The 22,297-nt window shown below is 45.9% G+C and carries 20 protein-coding genes and 1 riboswitch; of the genes, 9 read left to right on the top strand and 11 right to left on the bottom strand.

Annotation, left to right across the window (positions count from 1 at the left end; translation table 11 throughout):
* Positions 1-41: 41 nt before the first annotated feature.
* Positions 42-1,415: a phosphomethylpyrimidine synthase gene (gene thiC, locus H6F66_RS19305; protein ID WP_190424296.1), complete on the bottom strand. Its 1,374-nt coding sequence runs from the start codon at positions 1,413-1,415 to the stop codon at positions 42-44.
* 6 nt (positions 1,416-1,421) lie between these two features.
* Positions 1,422-1,518: riboswitch (TPP riboswitch) on the bottom strand.
* Positions 1,519-2,158: 640 nt separating this feature from the next.
* Between thiC and H6F66_RS19300 the strand changes: the two genes are divergently transcribed.
* On the top strand, positions 2,159-2,962 hold the full coding sequence (locus H6F66_RS19300) for a DNA adenine methylase (RefSeq protein WP_190424295.1): 804 nt from the start codon (positions 2,159-2,161) through the stop codon (positions 2,960-2,962).
* A 191-nt stretch (positions 2,963-3,153) separates the two neighbouring features.
* Here H6F66_RS19300 and H6F66_RS19295 read toward each other — a convergent pair whose 3' ends face one another.
* From H6F66_RS19295 to H6F66_RS19275, 5 genes are all read right to left on the bottom strand, one after another.
* Positions 3,154-3,627 (bottom strand): DUF2726 domain-containing protein, encoded by a 474-nt coding sequence (locus H6F66_RS19295; RefSeq protein WP_190424293.1) that lies wholly within the window; start codon positions 3,625-3,627, stop codon positions 3,154-3,156.
* Positions 3,627-4,328: a hypothetical protein gene (locus H6F66_RS19290; RefSeq protein ID WP_190424291.1), complete on the bottom strand. Its 702-nt coding sequence runs from the start codon at positions 4,326-4,328 to the stop codon at positions 3,627-3,629. The genes H6F66_RS19295 and H6F66_RS19290 overlap by 1 nt, the downstream gene beginning before the upstream one ends.
* Positions 4,329-4,502: 174 nt before the next feature.
* Positions 4,503-4,667, bottom strand: coding sequence for a hypothetical protein (locus H6F66_RS19285; protein WP_190424289.1), 165 nt, complete (start codon positions 4,665-4,667; stop codon positions 4,503-4,505).
* Complete coding sequence (locus H6F66_RS19280; RefSeq protein WP_190424494.1) at positions 4,664-5,410, bottom strand: Uma2 family endonuclease; 747 nt, start codon at positions 5,408-5,410, stop codon at positions 4,664-4,666. The genes H6F66_RS19285 and H6F66_RS19280 overlap by 4 nt, the downstream gene beginning before the upstream one ends.
* An 88-nt stretch (positions 5,411-5,498) precedes the next feature.
* Positions 5,499-6,422 (bottom strand): YihY/virulence factor BrkB family protein, encoded by a 924-nt coding sequence (locus H6F66_RS19275; protein WP_190424287.1) that lies wholly within the window; start codon positions 6,420-6,422, stop codon positions 5,499-5,501.
* 148 nt (positions 6,423-6,570) lie between these two features.
* Between H6F66_RS19275 and H6F66_RS19270 the strand changes: the two genes are divergently transcribed.
* Positions 6,571-7,083 carry a hypothetical protein gene (locus H6F66_RS19270; protein WP_190424285.1) on the top strand — a complete coding sequence of 171 codons (513 nt, stop codon included), beginning with the start codon at positions 6,571-6,573 and terminating at the stop codon, positions 7,081-7,083.
* Between the two features lie 50 nt (positions 7,084-7,133).
* Here the strand turns inward: H6F66_RS19270 and thrC are convergent, their stop codons facing one another.
* The 3 genes from thrC to rimO form a co-directional block, all read right to left on the bottom strand.
* A complete protein-coding gene (thrC, locus tag H6F66_RS19265; protein ID WP_190424283.1) occupies positions 7,134-8,243 on the bottom strand; it encodes a threonine synthase in 1,110 nt (369 codons plus the stop codon).
* 241 nt (positions 8,244-8,484) lie between these two features.
* Entirely contained in the window at positions 8,485-9,915 is a 1,431-nt protein-coding gene (locus tag H6F66_RS19260; protein WP_190424281.1) for a DEAD/DEAH box helicase, read from the bottom strand.
* 189 nt (positions 9,916-10,104) lie between these two features.
* The gene (rimO, locus tag H6F66_RS19255; RefSeq protein ID WP_190424279.1) at positions 10,105-11,430 is read right to left on the bottom strand and encodes a 30S ribosomal protein S12 methylthiotransferase RimO; all 1,326 of its coding nucleotides are present in this window, start codon (positions 11,428-11,430) and stop codon (positions 10,105-10,107) included.
* Between the two features lie 475 nt (positions 11,431-11,905).
* Between rimO and btpA the strand changes: the two genes are divergently transcribed.
* The 4 genes from btpA to H6F66_RS19235 all read left to right on the top strand — a co-directional run bounded on the left by btpA (position 11,906) and on the right by H6F66_RS19235 (position 17,214).
* Positions 11,906-12,748 (top strand): photosystem I biogenesis protein BtpA, encoded by an 843-nt coding sequence (gene btpA / locus H6F66_RS19250; protein WP_190424277.1) that lies wholly within the window; start codon positions 11,906-11,908, stop codon positions 12,746-12,748.
* A 122-nt stretch (positions 12,749-12,870) separates the two neighbouring features.
* Positions 12,871-13,848 (top strand): vitamin K epoxide reductase family protein, encoded by a 978-nt coding sequence (locus H6F66_RS19245; RefSeq protein ID WP_190424275.1) that lies wholly within the window; start codon positions 12,871-12,873, stop codon positions 13,846-13,848.
* 192 nt (positions 13,849-14,040) lie between these two features.
* The gene (locus H6F66_RS29465) at positions 14,041-16,212 is read left to right on the top strand and encodes a CHASE2 domain-containing protein (protein ID WP_347269407.1); all 2,172 of its coding nucleotides are present in this window, start codon (positions 14,041-14,043) and stop codon (positions 16,210-16,212) included.
* Between the two features lie 642 nt (positions 16,213-16,854).
* On the top strand, positions 16,855-17,214 hold the full coding sequence (locus H6F66_RS19235) for a hypothetical protein (RefSeq protein ID WP_190424273.1): 360 nt from the start codon (positions 16,855-16,857) through the stop codon (positions 17,212-17,214).
* A 79-nt stretch (positions 17,215-17,293) separates the two neighbouring features.
* Here H6F66_RS19235 and nadB read toward each other — a convergent pair whose 3' ends face one another.
* A complete protein-coding gene (nadB, locus tag H6F66_RS19230) occupies positions 17,294-18,988 on the bottom strand; it encodes an L-aspartate oxidase (protein WP_190424271.1) in 1,695 nt (564 codons plus the stop codon).
* Between the two features lie 91 nt (positions 18,989-19,079).
* Entirely contained in the window at positions 19,080-19,523 is a 444-nt protein-coding gene (gene psbU, locus H6F66_RS19225) for a photosystem II complex extrinsic protein PsbU (RefSeq protein WP_190424269.1), read from the bottom strand.
* Positions 19,524-19,750: 227 nt separating this feature from the next.
* On the opposite strand from psbU, the gene H6F66_RS19220 reads away from it, so the two are divergent.
* The 3 genes from H6F66_RS19220 (at position 19,751) to H6F66_RS19210 (ending at position 22,213) form a co-directional block, all read left to right on the top strand.
* On the top strand, positions 19,751-20,389 hold the full coding sequence (locus H6F66_RS19220) for a peroxiredoxin (protein ID WP_190424267.1): 639 nt from the start codon (positions 19,751-19,753) through the stop codon (positions 20,387-20,389).
* A 130-nt stretch (positions 20,390-20,519) separates the two neighbouring features.
* Positions 20,520-21,104 carry a Uma2 family endonuclease gene (locus tag H6F66_RS19215; protein ID WP_190424265.1) on the top strand — a complete coding sequence of 195 codons (585 nt, stop codon included), beginning with the start codon at positions 20,520-20,522 and terminating at the stop codon, positions 21,102-21,104.
* Between the two features lie 134 nt (positions 21,105-21,238).
* Positions 21,239-22,213 carry a cysteine synthase A gene (locus tag H6F66_RS19210; protein ID WP_190424263.1) on the top strand — a complete coding sequence of 325 codons (975 nt, stop codon included), beginning with the start codon at positions 21,239-21,241 and terminating at the stop codon, positions 22,211-22,213.
* The last annotated feature ends 84 nt before the right edge of the window (positions 22,214-22,297 follow it).

Genomic DNA, 22,297 nt, shown 5'->3' with positions numbered 1-22,297 from the left:
CAAAGTAATTATCGCTCTGCGTACCTTTGCGTTTTAAATAACTAGCTTTGCGTCACGGGTTCTTTTGCCAAAAACTTCTCCAGTTCTGTCAAAGCATCGGCATCAACCTTAGTCTGCATCGGGCAGAATTTGGGGCCACACATCGAGCAGAATTCAGCAGTTTTGTAAATATCTGCTGGCAAAGTTTCGTCGTGATATTCTTTCGCGCGTTCTGGGTCGAGGGATAATTCAAACTGGCGGTTCCAGTCGAAGTTATAACGAGCCTGGGAGAGTTGGTCATCTCTGTCTCGCGCCCCCGGACGATGCCGTGCAATATCGGCAGCGTGAGCCGCAATTTTGTAGGCAATCAGTCCGTTACGCACGTCTTCGGCATTCGGCAGTCCTAAGTGTTCTTTGGGTGTGACGTAGCACAGCATTGCCGTACCGTACCAGCCAGCCATCGCCGCACCAATAGCAGAGGTAATGTGGTCGTAACCGGGTGCAATGTCCGTCACCAATGGCCCCAGCACATAGAAGGGAGCTTCTGAACACTCTTCCATCTGCTTTTTGACATTAAACTCGATTTGATCCATCGGGACGTGTCCAGGCCCTTCTACCATCACCTGCACGTTGTGTTCCCAAGCTTTGCGAGTCAATTGTCCCAGTGTCTTGAGTTCAGCCAACTGCGCGGCATCTGAGGCATCATGCTGACAACCGGGACGGAGGGAATCTCCTAGGCTGAAAGACACATCGTATTTTTTGAAGATTTCGATAATGTCTTGGAAGTGGGTATAAAGCGGGTTTTGCTTGTGGTGGTGCAGCATCCACCGTGCCAGAATGCCGCCACCGCGTGAGACAATTCCCGTGATGCGATCGCGCACTAAAGGCAAATGCTCAATTAAAATTCCGGCGTGGATGGTTTGATAATCGACACCCTGCTGGGCGTGTTTCTCGATGACATGGAGAAAGTCATCGGGGGTAAGCTTTTCAATTGTGCCGTGGACGCTTTCTAAAGCTTGGTACACAGGAACAGTTCCAATTGGCACAGGTGAGGCGTTGATAATTGCCGTGCGAATTTGATCCAAGTTACCGCCGCCTGTGGACAAGTCCATTACGGTATCGGCACCATATTTCACCGCCAGCTTCAGCTTATCGACTTCTTCATCCAGATTGGAAGAGTTGGGGGAGGCTCCGATATTGGCATTCACCTTACACTTAGAGGCGATACCAATAGCCATCGGTTCTAGGTTGGTGTGGTTGATGTTGGCTGGGATAATCATTCGTCCCCGCGCCACTTCGTCCCGAATTAGCTCAACTGGGAGATTTTCCTGCTGTGCCACATACTGCATTTCTTCAGTAATGACACTCTGACGAGCATAGTGCATTTGAGTGACATTGCTCTGCCCGTGACGCTTGGCGACCCATTCTGTCCGCATATTGATTTCCTCTATTAACAGCTTCCCTCCGCTGGTATTACCCAGTCTCAGGTTCTAAGGGACTATCTCAGCCTGGTTATTTCAGGCACCCCTAGCTATGGTTGTTGATTGTACCACTTAGGTCTGGTGAAGACTGTTTGGTTGCAAAAACTTGATGTTTTGTATCACTCTGTGAGGTGGCAGATGTCTTAGCTTGACGGGAATAGCTGAGAAACTTTGACTGGTGTGATAATAGAAATTAATATCTGGACTGACCGCACTGGGTTGTCCTAACAACAATATTGCTTTGTGAAAATGCGTTTCTGTAATTACGAAGACAGAGGGATTGAAAGGTTTTAATTATGATTTTTACATGAAAAGTTACTTTAAACAAAATTTATTTGACATATAGTTACGTGCGGTTAATAATTGTCCAAAATTGTCCAAAGAAGCTCATAAGTATAATACAAATAGATTATTTTTAAATAAAAACAAGTATAAATGATTAAAAAATTAAAGATGGAAGTGTATATCAATTATACTTATCTCTGGCACTTCTAAATAATTCGTGAATACGAGATACCCGACTTCTCTGAGAAGTCGGGTATCTGAAGGACTAGATATAGCGGTTCTTATGCGAGTGAGGTACGGCAAAATGCAGTATTATCAAGCTTTTGAGTTTTGAGAATATACCTCACATAAGCGAGAACCGCTATAACAACTCGAATAATATTGCTATATTTCGATATCTGAGAACCAGTAATATGAAAAAAAGTCCGCTAAGATACCCTGGAGGAAAATCCAGGGTTTTTGAAAAAATAATATATCATATTCCTCTAGATATTGAGGAATTTAGAGAACCATTTGTCGGGGGTGGTTCGGTTTTTTTAGGCTTTAAGCAAACACATCACCCTTTTCCGATACGGTACTGGATAAATGATTTAAATTATGACTTATACTGCTTTTGGAAAAATGCTAAAGACAAAATTGAAGAATTAGTAGATGCAATTATGCAGTTTCGCCAAAAGTATGCGAATGGTAGAGATTTATACGCTTATTTTACAGATCAAACCAATGTCTACAGTGAATTTGATAGAGCGGTTCGCTTTTTCATCATGAATCGTATCACTTTTTCTGGAGTAGTTGACTCAGGGGGCTATTCTCAAAAAGCTTTTGAACAGCGGTTTACTGAATCTTCTATTGAAAGGCTGAGACAAATTTCTCCCCATTTATCAGAAGTTAAGGTCACGCATGGGGATTATGAAAAATTGTTGTTTGAAGATGGAGGAAATGTTTTTTTATTTTTCGATCCCCCATACTGGAAAGCGACAAAATCGAAGCTATATGGAGTGAAAGGAGACTTACATACTTCATTCGATCACGAACGATTTGCAGCTAATTTGCAAAAATGCAACTACAGGTGGTTAATTACATACGATGACTCACCAAAAATTAGGGATCTATTCAGCTTTGCTAAGATAACCGAGTGGGAGTTACAGTATGGAATGAATAATTACCAAAAAGATTTTGCAGCTAAAGGAAAGGAATTATTTATAAAAAATTATTAGTTATCTGTACTTAGGTTAACAGCCTAGCAACCTGTATCTAAAGTTAATATACTAATAAAAACAAAAATTAGATAAAGCCGCTAAAGATGCAAGCAGTAAAGCGTATAAATAGTTAGAAAATAAGAACTAGACTACAAGTTTAAGCGATCGCTTTTGGTGAGGTTTGGAATACGCAGAGAGTAGCCTAGTAATTACCAAGCTGCAAGAACATCACAGCAAGCAGATTGTTCGCAATACTTTCTAATTAGGGCTTTGGCATTCTCGCGTCTTTCTCCTGTGAATAAATTGAAAACTATTTCTTCATCTTTAGAATAAAGATGCAATAATCCAAAATTTTTTACCCGTGAATAAAGTAAGGGAACGCCTGCAATAGCTAGTAAAGCCGCCTTCTTTCTATCACGCTCTTTTGCTTCAGGAGAGTCGTGATATTGGGATTGAAACTCTACAACCAAACAAGGTTTGAAATCATAGTCTGTTATTAAAGCATCAACGCTGGAGCTAAAGAAAAATTTTCTTAATTGCCAATCTAGACTACTATCGAGTTCGCAGAATTGGCATAAGCTTACCTGTGTATGGATTTTATAATTTACTTCTATACAGGTTTGCAAAAACTCCAGCATTCTTTCTTCATAAGGATTAATAAGCCTTTTTGATTTTACAGACATTACGGTTGCTCCATTAAGATTTTCGCAAAATAACCAATAAACTCTATAAGGACTTCACTGGACGTTATAGATGCCTGCCAAGTATAGGGAAAAAGTTTATCTTCACTGAGCATCAGGTAACTGCTATTGTCACTCACGGCTTCAATCCGAACTTCATCCCTAGGAATAATTTCGCTGTCGGGAATGACAGTGCAAAAACCATAAAGACCCTCGTCAACCATTTCACATCTATTAAGACTAACCGTGCCTATTGTCTTTTCTTGAACTTGCATTACATCCCAGTATTCAACAGGAAGTGAGTTCAAGAAGATATCTTTCTTACTAGGTAGAACCCAGATTCTTCCTACTGGTGAAAGAGTAACACCTGCATCGTCTGTAATGTCTACCCAATAACCTACTTCTAGAATATGTCCCTCTAAAACATCTTTAGGAATAGATATACATAAACCCTCTTTGCGTTGGGCTAAAACAAGTTGATAACGTTTAGCTCCTTTTGCTGGATTTTTGAGTCTATACCCTAGGTATTGAGAGGCTTGACTTACTTTAAACTTTTCGTTGAAACCAAGTTGATTTAGCAGATTGGTGGCTAAGGACATCAAATCTTCTCCACCTTGAATCACCTGGATATTTGTTGAAACCAGGCGGGGGACGCCGTTTTCTACCTCAAATCGTTGGATGACATCATAAACAATCTTTGACATTGGCTACCTCCCAAAAACCTTATCTAAGGTTCATGGAATCAGCTTAACCCCGTTTTCGATTTTTGCCAAGAGTCTTGTATAAGAATTTTAGATTTCGCCTGAGAGAGCTAATCGCCCTGACGGCTGAAGTCGCAGCTACACAAACGAAGCCTACCTACGCAGGTTTAGATGAGTCTACATACAACTTTTTTCGTCCTGTATCCACTGGCTTACTACCTGCGGTAACTCAAACGCGATCGCGTTTAAGTCAGATTTGGAGTATGCAGTGTGATCGCGCTCACTTATGCACAAGTTAGGAATTTGGGGAAATGCGATCGCGTCGCCTTCGGTAGCAATCACACTTCATCAGGATTAATTCCCATCTGGCGTAAACGTTCTGCTAATCTTTCAGCGCGAAGGCGTTCTTGTTCAGTCCGAAGGCGTTCTTGTTCAAGTTGCTCATCGCTACTCAGCAAGAGATTTCCTTGTGCATCCCACCAACGTAACCAAGGCGCTTCCATATTTCCATATTGTCCTTGCCAGATGCCTAACTCAACGCCCATCGCAGAAATTGGATAGCGATCGCGCTCATTTGCTTTCATGAGTTCATAGCGACCTTCTACCAGATGATACACTTCCACGGAGGCTTTTTTTACCTCATAAATGCCATAGAAAGGGACGCGAATCGCCTGTTCGTATACCCAAAATTTGCCAGTAATGGGTGTATTGTCTCGTTCTTCGGAACCATCCCCAGAGACAAATTCCAGCACTATTAATGGTGCAATATATTCCTGCCATAAGACGTAAGAACGACGAAACTTATCGTTCAGCATCGGCGGTACATTAGGAACGTAAAACCAATCTGGTGCTTCTGCGCCTCTTTCTGGAGGTTCGGTGATGCGCCAATATATGCCACAATCTTGACCGATAGCGTATTGATTATCGGAATGAAGTTGCTGCAATATAGGTCTAATAGAGTCAGTTAGTAGGATGCTTTGAGGATGTTCTTGGAAGTTTTTCACGAAAGTACCGTCCGAGTCGGGTAACTCGGTGTGATCTGGAAGATGGGTAATGTCTAGTTCGGGGGAGTTGGCAAGAGTCATAGAACTGCGGCTTTTGAAGGGAATTATATCTATTTTAGGTTTGGGTGGGAGAGCGATCGCATCCAAAAAAAGCAGGATAAATTTCAATTTATCCTGCTTCCGATTCTGGTGGTGATGCCTCTAAAGATGCCAATTTTGCCTTTCTTGATTGCCTCATTGATTCCCCGACTGTGACATTGAGTTGGTCGCCGATTAAAAGTACCAAAGAACTCATATAAAGCCATAGCATTAAAACAATAACAGCACCCACTGCACCGTAAGCTTTGTTGTAATTGCCAAAATTGGACACATAAAGCCGGAACAAAGCTGATATGATAGCCCAAGATACTGCCGCCACTATTGCGCCCGGCATAATTGGCGTTCCTTTAATCCAACGGCTGGGGCCATAACGATAAATAAAAGCAAAAGCTGAGGCGACGATTATAAGCGCCATAGGCCAGCTAAAAAGCCGCCAAATGGCAAGCAATCCTGTCCCTAAAAAGCCACTTTGATAGGCGATGATTCGCACAATTAAGTCGCTGATAAATACGAGAAAGGAAGCTGTAATTAATAGTAGAATTGTGCCAATTGTTAGTCCCAGAGAAATTAACTTGGCTTTCCAAAAGGGTCGAGTTTGCTCAGGGGGAATTTGATGAATTTGATCCAGGGCGTTCATAGCGGCACTTAAGGCCCCAGAGGAAGCCCAAATTGCGGCAAAGAAGCTGATGGAAAACAGCCCTTGATTTCTAGAGTGGCTAATTTCTTGGACAAAACCTTCAATTAGAAAAAGAACTTCTTTAGGGGCAACCTCACTTAATTGACTAGCCAGTTGGTCAAAGGTGGATGTTGAAAATTCAAACAGCCCGATGGCGGTTAGGATAGCCAAGATAGCAGGAAACAGAGCTAACATGGCGTTGTATGCCATTTCTGCTGAGTGACCCGTTAACCGCCTTTGGGCTACCCGCTGGAAGGTTTTCTTTATGGTTGCCCAGCCCAGATGTCGAAAGAAACGGAAAAAGCGCAGCGATCGCATTATTTTGGTTTTGGCTACAACGTTTCCTATAATGTGCCAAATCAATCGCCAAGGTTACAGGGATCGGGTGAAATTATCCATAATGTTTTATTAGGATTGGACAAATTTTGCAGAATCGATCGTTGCAACGGATGAGGAGCTGTTTTTAATGAGCCACGAGGTATCGCAGTGGTTGAGTGAAATTAAGGCGCTAAAACAGCAAATAGTAGAGTTAGAGCGCGATCGCGATGCGGCGCTAGAAAGTGCTGCTTCCTGGCGGCAGCTGTACGCGACAGAAGCGCAGCAACGCCGAACTGAGGCACGTCTTGCTCAGCAACAGATTAAAAAGCTCACAAGCCAACTACAGCAAATCCAAAGTTTGCCGCAACCTAAGGCGGACGATCCTGGTGCTGTGGCGGCGATTGTAGAGGAAGTGGAACAACTGCAAAACTTTGAGGAATTGAAAACGAAACTGATGGAGGCGATGGTTGAGCGCGATCGCCTTGCAATCGACTTAAAATCTGAACAGGCAAGTCATGCTCAAACTCGTAAAACTCTCACTACGGCTATCGGGGATACCTTAGATAGGCTTAGCCGCGAACGCATGACTCGCCAAGAAAGTCCAGCGTCAGGAGTCAATGGTCAGTGGAAAAGTAAACAACCACCAACAACTGACAACTAACAGGTGTATAGCCTGTCATTGGTAGGACAGGCTATACCAACTGACATTGTTTAAAATCCCATTGCCTGAGCCACTGCTGCTACTTCTGGCTCGATTCCCTGCTTAAATGAATTTTGGCAGTGTTTAATCGCCGTATCTGGGTCTTTAAGGCCGTTGCCTGTGAGGACGCACACTACGGTAGCGCCCGGAGGAACTTGGTCTTTCACCTTTAGAAGTCCGGCGACGGAAGCAGCGCTGGCGGGTTCGCAGAAAATACCTTCTTGTGATGCCAACATACGATAAGCATCCAAAATTTCTTCGTCTGTCACTGCTGCGAATTGCCCAAGGCTTGCTTGTTGAGTCGCGATCGCTTTCTCCCAGTTGGCCGGGTTGCCGATCCTAATTGCTGTTGCCAAGGTTTCTGGATTCGTCACTACCTTCCCCGTAACTAGAGGAGACGCGCCAGATGCTTGAAATCCCATCATTCGAGGCAAGCGATCGCATTTCCCGTCTTGATGGTATTGACAAAAACCCATCCAATATGCAGTTATATTCCCTGCATTACCTACGGGAATGCAGAGCCAATCAGGGGCATTTCCCAAAACTTCTACAATTTCAAAAGCCGCCGTTTTCTGTCCTTCCAAACGGTACGGGTTCACCGAGTTTACCAGAGTGACTGGATAACTCTGTGCCATTTCGCGAACAATTTCCAGCGCTTGGTCAAAATTTCCCTTAATCGCCAGAACTTCCGCTCCATACAGCAAAGCCTGGGCTAATTTGCCCAAGGCTACATACCCATCCGGAATGAGTACAAATGCCCTCATACCGCCGCGACGGGCGTAGGCTGCTGCTGCTGCTGAAGTATTACCAGTACTGGCACAAATTACAGCTTTTGCCCCGGCTTCCTTCGCCTTGGAAATCGCCATTGTCATCCCCCGGTCTTTAAAGCTACCAGTGGGGTTGAGACCATCGTATTTTACAAAAACTCGTACCTGTTTCCCGATAATTTGCGCGATCGCGGGAACGGGAATCAGCGGAGTATTGCCTTCCAGCAGCGTCACCACTGGCGTTGTTTGTGTCACAGGCAGATATTGCCGATACGCCTCAATTAGTCCAGGCCAACTGGGGCGTTCAGGGGTGCCGTTAACGGCAGGGAAATTAGTCGCAGATACAGTTACCACAGCAATCAATCGATTTTTGATTTTTGATTTTGGATTGATCCTATAGCTAAAGCTATGGGCTTGGAGATTTTAGATTTTACATTTACGATTTGTGACCTAGTTAAAGGTTTCTACCGATGTTCTTTCCGATCCAAAATCATCGGAGGCGGAGATTCTGGAACCTCCGCAAAATCCAAAATCGGTTTGGTCAGAGAGGGGTTGAGGGGACAATTATTGCTAGTCCCCAATCCCTAATCCCTACTTAATTCCGAATTCCTTCTGGCTTCGGGCTTCTGACCTCTGTATCCTGACTTTTTACTTCTGGTTTGGGGCGCTTGACCAGCTTTGGCTTGGAACCTTGACGGTCGTCCAGTGGCATTTCTGCCTCATTTGACAGCCAAGAAGGACGAGTCTGATCGTAAACAATTTGCAGTGCTGCTGCTGCGATCGCATGAGCGTCGTATTCTTCACTTAGCTGCGCTACCACTGGCAAGAAGGAAGCCATGCGTTCGCCGCTCAATACTTCCCGTACCTGAGCTTGCAGTTTTTCCAAACGCCGCCCTTCAATCTCCGCCCGTGTGGGAATCGGGACAATTTTCAGGGTTTGGCGGACTTTCCGCTCAATTAGCACCAGCTTGCGCCGATCCATTGGCTGAATCAAAGAAATAGCTGTTCCGCCATTACCAGCGCGACCAGTACGGCCGATCCGGTGGATGTAGCTTTCCACGCTATCGGGTAGATCGTAGTTAATTACGTGGCTCAGGTGGTCAACGTCTAAACCGCGTGCGGCAATATCTGTTGCCACCACCCAGCGCACCTGATGTTGCCGGAACCGCATTAACAGACGCTCCCGTGCTTGTTGGTTCAGGTCGCCGTGGTACTCGTCTACACTGTGCCCAGCGGCTTGTAGCTGGTTGGTGAGTTCTGCTGCGGTGCGTCGCGTCCGCACGAAGATCAAAGCAGATTCGGGATCTTCTAGTTCTAGGATGGGCAACAAGGCTCTGGATTTTGACCAGCCACGCGGCACCATGTAAACTACTTGGTTAATTCGCGCTGGAGCTGCTTTGGGTTGCTCAACTGTGAGCATAATAGGCGATCGCAGGAATTTAGCGATCAGCTTCTGAATTGTGGGAGGCATTGTGGCAGAGAAAAATGCCGTTTGCCTTTCCGATGGAACTTGCTTGAGGATGGTTTCTACATCATCAATAAAGCCCATGCTCAGCATTTCATCGGCTTCATCCAAAACCAAAAAGTTGACTTGATCCAGCTTGAGGTCGCCTCGATTTAGCAAGTCGATCACCCGTCCTGGTGTCCCCACCACAACTTGCACGCCCTTTCTCAGGGACTGGATCTGTCGGTCAATCGATTGACCACCATATACTGTTAGCACTCCCAAGCGGCGCTCGCTTGTGAAGGTGCGAATTGCTTGCGAGACTTGCTGCGCCAGCTCTCGCGTCGGTGTCAAAATTAAAGCTTGAACTGCGGGATTTTTGATATCTACCCGCTCCAAAATCGGCAGCGAAAAAGCAGCTGTTTTACCAGTTCCGGTTTGTGATTGTCCCACCACATCCCGGCCTGCCAGCATCTGCGGAATCGCTTGTATTTGAATTTGCGTGGGCTCAGTGAAGCCTAGTTTTTCCAGCTGCTGAACGCGGGCTTCTGAGAGTCCCAAGCTTGTGAACGAAAGGGTCATAGTTGTTTGTTCTTAAGTTAGTACAGTGTGCAATTTCGCCGTGAAAGCGATTGTTAGCAAAGCGCCTGAATAATAGAGATAGCGGCGCGTAAGAGCAGTATGAAGTTTGAAGTATAAAACTATCTTTTATCTTTATGCTTCAGCCTTCATTTTTTAGCATGAGAGCTTTTATTCTTGATCCTTGAGCCTTCAGGATTGAGCGAAAGCGACATGACCATATAAGTCGTAGATGTCAGCGTCTGTAATTTCTACAGATACTATCGATCCCAGAGGAGCATCGCCTTCAACGTACACTAATCCATCCACCTCCGGGGAAAACCGGGTCGATCGACCAATTAGTTCGCCTGTTTCTGGATGTTCTTGCTCGATCAAAACATCCACCACCTTACCCACTTGGGCTTGATTTTTCTTCAAGGATATCGGCTGTTGGACTTCCATCAGAGCATCCCGACGTGCCTCCATCACCTCTTGAGAGACTTGAGAGGGCAAGTTGTACGCTGGGGTTCCTTCCTCTGGTGAGAAAGTAAATACACCTACATGGTCAAACTCATGCCGTCCGACGAACCCCAGCAGATGTTCAAAATGTTCATCTGTTTCGCCTGGGAATCCGACAATGAACGTTGTCCGCAGCACAGCATCGGGAAGCGCTGTTTTAATCCGGTCAATGATTTGGTCATTCACCTGTCCTTGCCAAGGTCGGTTCATGGCGCGGAGGATGTCCGGATGAGAGTGCTGTAAGGGTAAATCTAGATAAGGCAATACGTTAGGTGTCTCCTGAATTGCTTCTATCACCTGGGGCGTTAGACCAGTGGGATAGGCATAGTGCATCCGAATCCAAGGAATGTCCACTTTCCCTAGTTCCCGCAGGAGTTGAGCCAGTTTTGGCTCTTTGTAAATATCCAGACCGTAGTTTGTGGTGATCTGTGATATAAGAATTAACTCCTGTACGCCTTCAGCAGCTAGCTGTTGGGCTTCGGCAACGATGGATTCAATCGAGCGCGATCGCTGATTTCCTCTGAGATGAGGAATTATGCAAAACGCACAGCGGTAATCACATCCTTCCGCTACCCGCAGGTACGCGACACCTTCTGATGTCGTGCGGTAGCGAGGTGTCGTTTCATCGGCAATGTAGGTCGGCTCAGATGAAACCTGTTTGACCCTCTCGCCGTCTTCAACTCTTTGAATCACATCGACGATTTTCTGATAATCGCCGCTGCCCACGACTGCAACCGCTTCTGGTAATTCCTCCAGCAGTTGCTCTTGGAAATGCTGCGCCATGCAGCCTGCGATCACAATTTTTTTATTCGCTTCCGCCAGTTCTACCAAGGTGCGGACTGACTCTGCCCTTGCTGCTTCAATAAAACTGCATGTATTTACTATAACATAATCTGCTAATTCTTCGTTGCTATCTACCTGATAGCCTGCCTGTACCAGCAGGCCCAGCATATGTTCGGTATCTATTCGGTTTTTTTCACAGCCCAAGTGGGATATCGCAATTGTTGGCTTATTGCCCATGCCGTTTGTAAGAAAGTTGTAGGAAAAAATTTGTTAGTTCGCTGAGGCTAAAATATTGTAACTTAATTTAACGCACAGCGGTGTACTACCTAGCCAAGTGTGCCAGACTGGGAGGAAAAACGCAGATCGTGGAAATGCAATTAGCCTTGGTGAGAAAGTAGCTTGATTTGCTTTCCCCAAGGGGTCAACTGGGATGCAATAGCTTGTCCTAGAGCCGATTCTAGTTGAAACCCTGCCTTGTGGACAAGGGTAGAGATTTTAAAAGAATGCCCCCAAGAGCCTTACTTTCAATCGATGCTCCAAAAGTCTACTAGCCACTGGCGATCAAAAATGATCAAGGGGTAGACCCGCTTAAACAGATAAAATTCTATAGAGGCATCATCCGAGGTGCGATTCATTTCACTACTATTTTTGCAGACGCTGGAGGTTAGCCTACAGGTGTGGCAAAAATTCGTCGGTGTTTTCAGGTAGACAAGTGGACTTAAATCAAATCTTCAAGACACCGAACCCAATTATTGGCGTGGTTCATCTTCTGCCGCTGCCGACATCTCCCCGCTGGGGGGGAAGCCTGAAAGCGGTTATCGATCGGGCTGAGCAAGAAGCGACAGCGCTTAGTGCTGGCGGCGTAAACGGCATTATTGTAGAAAATTTTTTTGATGCCCCTTTTACGAAAAACCAGGTAGATCCAGCTGTTGTCAGTGCAATGACCCTGATTGTGCAGCGGCTGATGAATTTGGTAACACTACCAGTGGGGATCAATGTGTTACGCAATGATGCTCATAGCGCGATCGCGATCGCATCCTGCGTCCAAGCCCACTTTATCCGGGTCAATGTCCTCACAGGCGTGATGGCAACCGACCAAGGACTGATCGAGGGAGAGGCGCATCAACTGCTGCGCTACCGTCGAGAACTAGGCAGCAATGTCAAAATTTTGGCAGACGTTTTGGTAAAACATGGTCGCCCATTGGGTTCCCCGAATCTAACAACAGCCGTACAAGAGACAATCGAGCGAGGGTTAGCAGATGGTGTTATCCTCAGCGGTTGGGCGACAGGCAGCCCGCCCACTCTCGAAGACTTGGAACTGGCAAGCGCCGCAGCCAACGGCACGCCAGTATTTATTGGCAGTGGAGCCAGCTGGGAAAATATTTCGACGCTGATGCAAGCAGCTGACGGCGTAATAGTTTCCAGTTCTCTCAAGCGCCACGGGCGAATTGAGCAGCCGATTGACCCGATTCGCGTTAGCCAATTTGTGGAAGCAACCCGACGCAGCGTTCCAGCAAAATCGGAACAAAAGTCAGTTTCCTCTGTCAGTTTGTAGTTGTTAGTTGTGAAATCAATTGTTAGTTTTTAGTTGTGTATTAACCCGAAAAACAACAACTAAAACTTTTTACGTCTTAATACCTCAGCTTGCGCTTACAGTCCTCATACCGCATTACTGATATGAGTCGCCGACGTTCTACTCCTTGGATTCATCGCTGGTCGCGCCTTCTAATAGCTGCGATCGCTCTTTTAGGTGCCTTAGTAACTGGTTATCTTACCGTTGTTAAGTTAACAGGAGGTGCAGCCGCTTGTCCCACCACCGGCTGCGAACAAGTCCTCTCCAGTCCCTACGCAACCGTCTTTGGTGTACCTCTAACTTTGTTTGGTTTGCTGGCTTATATCGGTATGGCGGCTTTCGCCCTAGCGCCAATGGCAGTCAACCCAGCCGAAAAGAAAGACCTGCACTCGAAACTAGATAACTGGACTTGGCTGCTGCTGTTTGCTGGTGGCACTGCCATGACCATTTTCAGCGGCTATCTGCTGTATTTGCTGGCATTTGAAATTAAAGCCGTTTGTCTGTATTGCCTTGCCTCTGCCTTGTTCTCCTTTAGCCTGTTGGTGCTGACGCTGATAGGTCGTGCCTGGGAAGATATCGGGCAACTCTTCTTTACTGGTATTGTGGTTGGCATGGTGGCGCTAATTGGCACTCTGGGTGTCTATGCCAGCACAAAGTCATCGCTGGCGACGAACCCGATAGCTCCCAATCAAGATCCCAGTGCAATCCTTAATCCAGTGGGTTCGCCCCAGCCTGGGATTGGCTGGGAAGTTACCACCAAATCCGGCCCTGCTGAAATTGCTCTGGCGCGTCATCTCAACCAAATTGGAGCCAAGATGTATAGCGCTTACTGGTGTCCCCATTGCTACCAGCAAAAGCAGCTGTTTGGTAAAGAGGGTTTCAATGAACTCGGCCTAGTTGAGTGTGCTGCTGATGGAAAAAATGCACAGCCAGATGCCTGCGTCAGTGCTGGGATTAAAAGCTACCCAACCTGGCAAATTAAGGGTCAACCTGTCGCTGGTGTCCAATCTTTGGAGAAACTAGCCGATCTATCCGGCTATCAAGGCCCCCGTAATTTCAATTATTCTTGGCCCGCTCCTTAAAAAAGTTTGTGTCTAGAAGCCTGGTAAACCGCCCGCTATGCCAGAGCCAGAAAGGCTTCTAGCTCTGGCAAGGGAGGGCTGCTATTGGAGGCGCAAGTTTTGCAGCGATCGCTCATACGGATATTCCTGCCACTATTCCATGAAGCTATAGCACCATAGTCTATATAAGAAAATTGAACTTTTGGCAAAATCGTGCAGCCAACCCAGATAGTGAAACAAACTTTATGGGCAAGACTCAGGCAATGGTTCCATCAAGAGCGCAGAGTCCTACTTACCTCCTCGACTGTAGCAAGCTGCGTCATCATTCTGCGTTTTGCTGGATTTTTGCAGTCCTGGGAATTGTCTGCGTTAGACCAAGTATTTCGTCTGCGTCCCCCAGAATCTCCCAACGAGCGAGTAGTTATTGTCGAAATTAATGAAAAAGACTTGCAGCAGGTGGGACAATGGCCCATCCCTGATGCTGTCATGGCGACTTTGTTGCAGAAAATAAATGCCTTCAAACCTCGCGCTATTGGACTGGACATTTATCGCGATATGCCAGTCAAACCGGGTTATAGAGAATTTATCAAAGCTTGTGAAACCATCCCCAACTTGATAGGGATAGAACTACTTCCAGATGAAAAAAGCTTAGGTGTCCCACCTCCACCGCCGCTGAAGGTGAACAACCAATTTGGTTTTAATAATGTTGTCGTTGACCCTGATGGCAAGGTACGCCGCAGTCTTCTGTATTGGCACGTGGATGGCAAACGGCATACAAGTTTTGCGCTCCAACTGGCTTTAATCTATCTCAAGGCGGAAGGCATTACCCCCAAAGGATCGCGGGTTAATCCCAGGTATTTGCAGATGGGTCAGGCTGTGTTTCGCCGCTTTGAGTCCACTGACGGTGCTTATGTGCAGGCTGATGCCAAAGGATATCAGATTTTGGCAAACTTTCGCCGGCCCTCTAGCTTTCGGATTGTCTCCATGTCAGACATTCTCTTCAACCGCGTAGAACCCGGCTTGTTGCGCGATCGCGTTGTTTTGATTGGTTCAACCGCCTCCAGCCTTCAGGATTTCTTCTACACCCCTTACAGCAATAATCTCGTCAAGGCCGCACAGCCCATTTCTGGCGTTGAGTTGCACGCCGATTTCTTAAGTCAAATCCTCTCCGCCGCCCTTGATGGACGCCCCTTAATCAATACCTGGTCTGACCTAGTAGAAGCTTTGTGGATTTTCGGCTGGTGCTGGATTGGTGCCAGTGTTAGTTGGCGATTGCCTTTTCCCAAAAAGTCGGTTATCAGTATGTTTTTGGCGGGTACGGGTCTGATTGGTATCTGTTACCTCGCCTTTTTAATTGGTTGGTGGATACCTATTATTCCTCCTTTGCTGGCGTTAAATGGATCTGCCCTTGTCATCACAGGTCATCTAGCCTATCTCAAGGAAGAATTAAAACGCTCTAAAGACTTTTTGCAGACAGTGATTAATACTATTCCTGACCCAATTTTTGTCAAAGACACAGAACATCACTGGATTATATTAAATCAAGCATATTGTAAGTTCAGCGGTTATCCCCTGGAAATATTAATTGAGAAATGCCCTTATGACTTTTTCTCTAAACACGAAGCTGATGTTTTTTGGGAGAACAACGAACGGGTTTTCCAAACTGGTAAGGAGCAGGAAAATGAGGAGGAATTTACCGATGCCTTGGGAAATACTCATCTGATTGCCACCAAAAGGTCGCTTCACAAAGATGCTGCTGGCAATATATTTTTAGTCGGTGTGATTCGCGATATTACTGAGCGCAAGCAGTTGGAAGAAGAACTGAAGCGAACAGCAGCAGAACTGACCCGTGATAACGCTGAACTAAAACAGGAAGAAATGCAGTTGCGTCATCTTGCCTATCACGACCCGTTAACAGGTCTACCCAACCGCCAACACTTCCACGACTGCTTGCATCAGTCTCTGCAATGGGCTAATAGCAATAACCAGTTGGTTGCGCTCCTATTTCTTGACCTGGATGGCTTTAAGCAGGTTAATGATAGGCTCGGACATGATAAGGGCGACTTGCTGCTAAAAATTGTAGCTCAACGGCTAAAGGCTTGCTTGCGCGGCAGCGATACCGTCTCTCGCTTGGGGGGTGATGAGTTTACGGTGATTCTTCCTGCTATTAAGAAAGTGCAAGATGCTGCCACAGTAGCGGAAAAGATTCTAGAAACTCTCTCTCGCTCTTTTGTGCTGGATGGAGATACCGTCTTCGTAACGGTCAGTATAGGTATTAGCGTCTATCCCCTCGATAGTAATGAGCTAAATACGTTAATTAAAAATGCTGATTCCGCTATGTACCGCGCTAAAGAACAGGGTCGGAATCAATTTGTATTATCTTAAGTTTTCCGGTTCCTGCTGCCATGCGGAATTTGAGGTGGTTTATAGGGGGAAACGCTCATGTTTGGCGCTTACAGGGAAGCGACAACACTAAATCGCTGTAAGCATTGCCAGTCCTATATACGTGCAAGTGCTGTGTCAATACTTCTCGGATAAGCGACTATGTGAAACCAAGTAGTAGCCTGGACGCGCTACTAAAATTTTTTCTAACCGAGAAGTATTGAGTGCTGTGTTCTTACGGAACGCGAAAACGCGGAATTTTGCAAAATCTACCCTTGGGAGCATCCTCTTAATTCAATCAACTATATGTAAGAATACTATAAGTTTTTTAAATACATCTTAAAGATAGATGTGTAATTGTCTCCACTAAGGTAAGGAGGTTTTTTTCCTGAAGAAGATAAAAATTTAGATTATTATAAATTTCCGGAAGAGTGGTTATTACTCCGGAATAGTGGTTATTACTATTGTTGAAAATACTGAAATGCTAGACATCTTTCATCAGCATCTGGGTTGAGATTTCCCTCTCAGAACTTGAGAGTGCCAAATCCATAGAACAACTTGTATACCTTTAGATGAGTTGACTTTAACCATTTCTAACTTTACAGAATCTTTATAAAATAACTATCTTTTATGAAAAGAATGTAAATGAAATATTTCTTAAAAATGCCACCGGATTCTGTCATCGGTATATATACTGATAATACTGACACTTCCAAAAGTGGCGCTCCATCCAAAAGTTTAGGAACTATAACGGGTGTTATGAGTAAATGCCGCAAACTCACAGGAATAGCAACTTTACTAATAGGGTTGCAATTGTTTATCCCTCAGATAGCTGCCGCAAAAGTAAATATCATTGTGGCTACCGATAGCCTGTCAAACAGCTTGTCGATTGACGCTGATGCTAAAAATTCGCTGAAGTCTACCGTGGAAACGGGGGCAGAACAGCCCTACGATCCAGGTGATAATGGTGGCCCCAGCACGACCCAAGGTGGAGGAAGACGCTAAAGAAAGCCACAGCGCGCAGCGTCTGCTTGGAAAAAGGCAAAAGTTAAAAGAAAGAAATTTGTTTTGTGTTTTGTTGGGATTAGTTTTTTAATAAAGACGATTTCCACAAACGGTTTTTTTGAACTAAGGTGTGGACTTGCCAGCTTGGTAAGACTTCAGAGAAGTCAGTTCGGTAGTGTCCTCCTCGACTTTCGGTGCGAAAAGCAGCACTTTTCAGGATGAGGTACGCCACATCTAGTAAGTTATAGGTTTCTCCCCAGGTTCGCACAGATGAGGTGGCGTCAGGTAAATTGAAGCTGACAGTTTGACCGGGGGTTAAATTTAGCAGGTACTGACTCAAAGAAAGGGCAGCAAATTCTTGTTGCCAAACTTCTATTTGCGCGATCGCATCCTCTAAAACTTCCTGTGACCGACAAATTCCGGCACTTTGCCATACTAATCGTGGTAACTCTTGCCGCAAAGTGGCAATTTTCTCTATATCTGAAGGATCTAGGATATTAACCGAAGGAAGAATTAATTCTTCATTTATCTTTGAATAATCATTCTTGATTATTTCAAGCTTCGCCAGTTGAGCGCCAAACACCAAACATTCTAGCAGCGAGTTACTGGCGAGACGATTAGCACCATGAACTCCGGTACTTGCTGTTTCTCCGACAGCATATAAACCGGGAATTGAGGTGTGGTTCATCAAATCAGTGGCGACGCCTCCCATCCAATAATGAGCAGCTGGCGCAACGGGAATCGGTTCTCGAAAAACATCAATTCCCCAGCGTTGACAAACCTGGATAATATTCGGGAAGCGGTGGCGAATTTTTTCTTCTGGGATTGGGCGCAAATCTAAGAAAACGTGACCAGTAGAAGGATCGGCGGCAATTTTCTGTAGGTGGCTGAAAATAGCCCGGCTGACAACATCTCTAGGGGCGAGTTCACCAGCTGGGTGATAATCAAAGGCAAATCGCCGCCCGACCGAATCTACCAAATGAGCGCCTTCGCCGCGTACTGCTTCGCTGATCAGAAAACGAGGCGCACCGGGTTTGGTTAAGGCGGTGGGGTGAAATTGGACAAATTCTAAGTCGCGGAGGATAGCACCACTCCGCCATGCGATCGCTACCCCATCTCCCGTACTCACAGATGGGTTAGTCGTCTGAGCAAATACTTGTCCGCCGCCGCCTGTCGCCAGCACCACAGCACCCGCTCGTACCCAGCTTACCTGACCTTGATACACAAGGCTAACTCCCTGACACCGCTTGCTTTCGGGATTCAGCCACAGACTCAAAGCAAATGCCTGGGATATAACCTGAATATTCTTCCGCTTTAGGACTTGCTCAGTTAGAGTAACAATTATTGCCCTACCAGTTGTATCAGCAGCATGAAGTACGCGAGGACGAGAGTGCGCCGCTTCCAAAGTCATAGCTAGTTGGCTTCCTTTGCGGTCAAAGGCGACACCCATATCCACCAGCGAGGCGATGCAATCAGGTGCCTCCTCTACGAGAAACTTCACCGCTTCCAAGTCACACAACCCAGCACCAGCGAGCATCGTATCCTCAACGTGCAAAATCGGTGAGTCAGAGGGAGCGATCGCTGCTGCAATACCACCTTGCGCCCAGTCGCTGGCAGAAAGGGGCAGGTTATCTTTGGTAATTAAGCCCACTTGATAAGATTCTGGTAGGCAAAGCGCTGCATAGAGTCCAGCTGCACCAGCACCTACTACTAGGACATCAAACTGGGTGGGGATATTTATTTCCGGTAAAGAATCGAAGTTTTTTGGATTCAACGAAAATTTCCTTGCTACTTCCACTAATGATAAATAACCCACTCCCCTAGAGGAGTGGGTTATTAAAACGGCTTACCTACTAACGTGGTTTTTAGTAGTAGCCGTTGTTATAGCGATCGCCACCTTCGACAAAGGTTTCGTCCACTTCCGTTACCGTGAAGTTATCCAGGTTAGCTTGCAGCCGTTCTTTTTGGCTTTCGCTTAGCCCGGCAATTTTCAGGACATCCTCCACATTCTTGTATGGAGCATTATCGACAACTTTTCTGGCCAATGTCGGGTACATTCCGGGATATTGCCGAAAAGCCCGCACGTTGGTGTTGTTCAAATCGATTTTTTTACCGAATTCAGTGGCTAGTTTATCGTCCGCGCGATTCCGTAGCTTCTCTAGGGGAGCCTCAACTGCTGCCAATACTGATGAAGAGCGCAGTGTTACGCCCGTCAAATTGGCTGCATAGGCATTTTGGGTCAGCCCCAGCCATCCCAGGCAGCTCACCAACAAAGCCAACACACTCACCAGACGAACCAATCGTTTCATAGTCTTCCATTCTCCTAACACAGCATCTTTGAGGATATTATCTCCTCTCTTAGTTTAATTTTTGTTTTCTATTCTCTCATCTTATGGCAGCATGGGGATACTTGAGACTCCCAAACCATTAGCAGGCTTGTACTCTAACCAAATCTTAATAAAGAGCTAAAATCCGATCGGAGAACCGGAGTTTTGTGGCAAGATAAAAGATTGTTCCTCAAGATAGTTAAGCGGATATGGCTCTTAGATTAGGCGACCAAGTTCCTGACTTCACTCAAGATTCTAGTGAAGGCAATATCAACTTTTACCAGTGGGCTGGCGATAGCTGGGTAGTGCTATTCTCCCACCCTGCCGATTTTACCCCCGTTTGTACCACTGAACTCGGTGAAGTCGCCCGCCTCAAGCCGGAATTTGACAAGCGCAACGTCAAGGCACTGGCTTTGAGCGTGGATGACGTAGAATCTCACAAAGGCTGGATTGGTGATATCGAAGAAACTCAGAATGTTGGTTTGAATTACCCGATCCTGGCAGATCCGGATAAGAAGGTTTCTGACCTTTACGACATGATCCACCCCAACGCTGCTAACACAGTAACGGTGCGTTCTGTGTTCATCATCGATCCGCAGAAAAAGCTGCGTCTCACCTTCACCTACCCCCCCAGCACCGGGCGCAATTTCGATGAAATTTTGCGGGTGATTGATTCTCTGCAACTGACCGACCATTACAGCGTCGCTACTCCTGCTAACTGGACAGAGGGAGATGATTGTGTAATCGTCCCATCTCTGAAAGATCCAGAAGTGTTAAAAGAGAAATTCCCCAAAGGTTACACCGAAATCAAACCGTATCTGCGGATGACTCCTCAACCCGACAAGTAAGGCAAAAGTAAAAAGGTAAAATTTTGTAGGGTGGGCATTGCTCACCCTACTTTGTTAAAGGGTAGAGAAAAGTAAGCGATCGCACTACCATTGAAATCATCAATTCGATTAGGAAATAGACGCATACACCATGCTTTCATCCCCGTTAGTTGTAAAAATTCCGCCCTCAATGCAAATGACAGATGACGATTTTTTTGAGTTCTGTCAAGTTAATCGTGGCTTACGCATTGAAAGGAATAAATATGGAGAATTGGTGATTATGCCTCCGACAGGCGCAGAGACAGGAAACAGAGAAGGTAATATATTTGGACAGCTATGGGTTTGGTCAGAACAAGATGGCACAGGTATAACATTTAGTCCAAGTGCTGGATTTAAACTATCAACAGGGGCAGAACGTTCGCCTGATGCGTCATGGATCAGACTGGAACGATGGAATACTTTATCAGCCGAACAAAAGCAAAGGTTTGCTCCCATCTGTCCAGATTTCGTAGTTGAACTCAGGCCACATTCTGATAACCTTAAGCCTTTGCAAGAAAAGATGTTGGAATATATGGAAGAGCCAGGATTCCAGTTAGGCTGGCTGATTGACCGGAAAAACTGCCAAGTTTATATTTATCGTCCGGGCGAAGAAGTGGAATGTCTAGATAATCCGACTACAGTTAGTGGCGATCGCGTATTACCTGGATTTGTCCTGAATATGAGTAAAATTTGGTAGAAGCCAAGATAGTACCGCAACGCTTACCTAATCTGGTTATGGTAAACGAGCGATCGCGCTTTTTAATCAAGCGTCCATCCTCACACCTAATATAAGCCAAAATTTTTATAGAGAATAACTCAGGTAATTTCAGAATGGATATCAAAAATGGATTTGTTGATGCGGTTGGCAATACGCCGCTGATTCGGATAAACAGCTTTAGTGAAGAAACCGGGTGCGAAATCCTGGGAAAAGCAGACTTTCTCAATCCCGGCGGTTCCGTCAAAGACCGCGCTGCACTATACATCATCAAAGACGCTGAAGAAAAAGGCTTACTCAAACCCGGCGGTACAGTAGTTGAGGGAACCGCAGGAAACACAGGCATTGGACTAGCCCATATTTGCAACGCTAAAGGCTATAAATGCCTGATTTTCATCCCAGACACCCAATCTCAGGAAAAGATAGATGCCCTAAAAACACTCGGCGCAGAAGTCCGCACCGTTCCCGCCGTACCATACAAAGACCCCAACAACTATGTGAAACTCTCAGGGAGAATTGCGTCCCAAATGGAGAATGCTATCTGGGCAAATCAGTTTGATAATCTGGCAAATCGCCGCGCCCACTACGAAACCACGGGGCCAGAAATTTGGGAACAAACGAACGGTAAAATCGATGCTTGGGTGACATCGACGGGTACGGGCGGCACTTTCGCGGGCGTGTCGATGTTCCTGAAAGACCAAAATCCGGCGATTAAAACTATTTTGGCAGACCCAATGGGTAGTGGACTTTACAGTTATGTCAAGACGGGTGAAATCACAACTGAAGGAAGTTCCATCACTGAAGGTATTGGCAACAGTCGCGTGACGGCAAATATGGAAGGTGTCCCGGTTGATGATGCCATCCGCATTGATGACACTGAGGCTGTGCGAGTGGTTTACCAACTGCTGCGGAAAGATGGGCTGTTTATGGGCGGTTCTACGGGGATTAACGTCGCCGCCGCCGTAGCACTGGCTAAACAGATGGGGCAAGGACATACTATTGTTACGTTGCTTTGTGATGGTGGTTCACGGTATCAGTCGCGGCTGTTTAATCAGGAATGGCTGGCATCCAAGGGACTTTCGCCGGATTAAATAAAATAACGCCATCCCCCTACCCGCTTTTCAAGGGGCAGCGTGGTTTCATTTATTAAAAGAAAATTCTGTAACGTTGATTCT

Origin of the sequence: Trichocoleus sp. FACHB-6, assembly GCF_014695815.1 — a bacterium.
Lineage (GTDB): Bacteria > Cyanobacteriota > Cyanobacteriia > Cyanobacteriales > FACHB-T130 > Funiculus > Funiculus sociatus.
Note: the sequence above shows the minus strand (reverse complement) of the source record. Positions and strands in the feature narration are given on the sequence as shown.

Coding starts and splice junctions, on each gene's coding strand:
- H6F66_RS19220 (WP_190424267.1), top strand. CDS start 19,751: ATGGCTCTTAGATTAGGCGACCAAGTTCCTGACTTCACTCAAGATTCT.
- H6F66_RS19280 (WP_190424494.1), bottom strand. CDS start 5,410: ATGACTCTTGCCAACTCCCCCGAACTAGACATTACCCATCTTCCAGAT.
- H6F66_RS19270 (WP_190424285.1), top strand. CDS start 6,571: ATGAGCCACGAGGTATCGCAGTGGTTGAGTGAAATTAAGGCGCTAAAA.
- H6F66_RS19300 (WP_190424295.1), top strand. CDS start 2,159: ATGAAAAAAAGTCCGCTAAGATACCCTGGAGGAAAATCCAGGGTTTTT.
- H6F66_RS19275 (WP_190424287.1), bottom strand. CDS start 6,422: ATGCGATCGCTGCGCTTTTTCCGTTTCTTTCGACATCTGGGCTGGGCA.
- H6F66_RS19295 (WP_190424293.1), bottom strand. CDS start 3,627: ATGTCTGTAAAATCAAAAAGGCTTATTAATCCTTATGAAGAAAGAATG.
- rimO (WP_190424279.1), bottom strand. CDS start 11,430: ATGGGCAATAAGCCAACAATTGCGATATCCCACTTGGGCTGTGAAAAA.
- H6F66_RS19215 (WP_190424265.1), top strand. CDS start 20,520: ATGCTTTCATCCCCGTTAGTTGTAAAAATTCCGCCCTCAATGCAAATG.
- H6F66_RS19260 (WP_190424281.1), bottom strand. CDS start 9,915: ATGACCCTTTCGTTCACAAGCTTGGGACTCTCAGAAGCCCGCGTTCAG.
- H6F66_RS19245 (WP_190424275.1), top strand. CDS start 12,871: ATGAGTCGCCGACGTTCTACTCCTTGGATTCATCGCTGGTCGCGCCTT.
- H6F66_RS19235 (WP_190424273.1), top strand. CDS start 16,855: ATGAAATATTTCTTAAAAATGCCACCGGATTCTGTCATCGGTATATAT.
- H6F66_RS19290 (WP_190424291.1), bottom strand. CDS start 4,328: ATGTCAAAGATTGTTTATGATGTCATCCAACGATTTGAGGTAGAAAAC.
- thiC (WP_190424296.1), bottom strand. CDS start 1,415: ATGCGGACAGAATGGGTCGCCAAGCGTCACGGGCAGAGCAATGTCACT.
- psbU (WP_190424269.1), bottom strand. CDS start 19,523: ATGAAACGATTGGTTCGTCTGGTGAGTGTGTTGGCTTTGTTGGTGAGC.
- H6F66_RS19210 (WP_190424263.1), top strand. CDS start 21,239: ATGGATATCAAAAATGGATTTGTTGATGCGGTTGGCAATACGCCGCTG.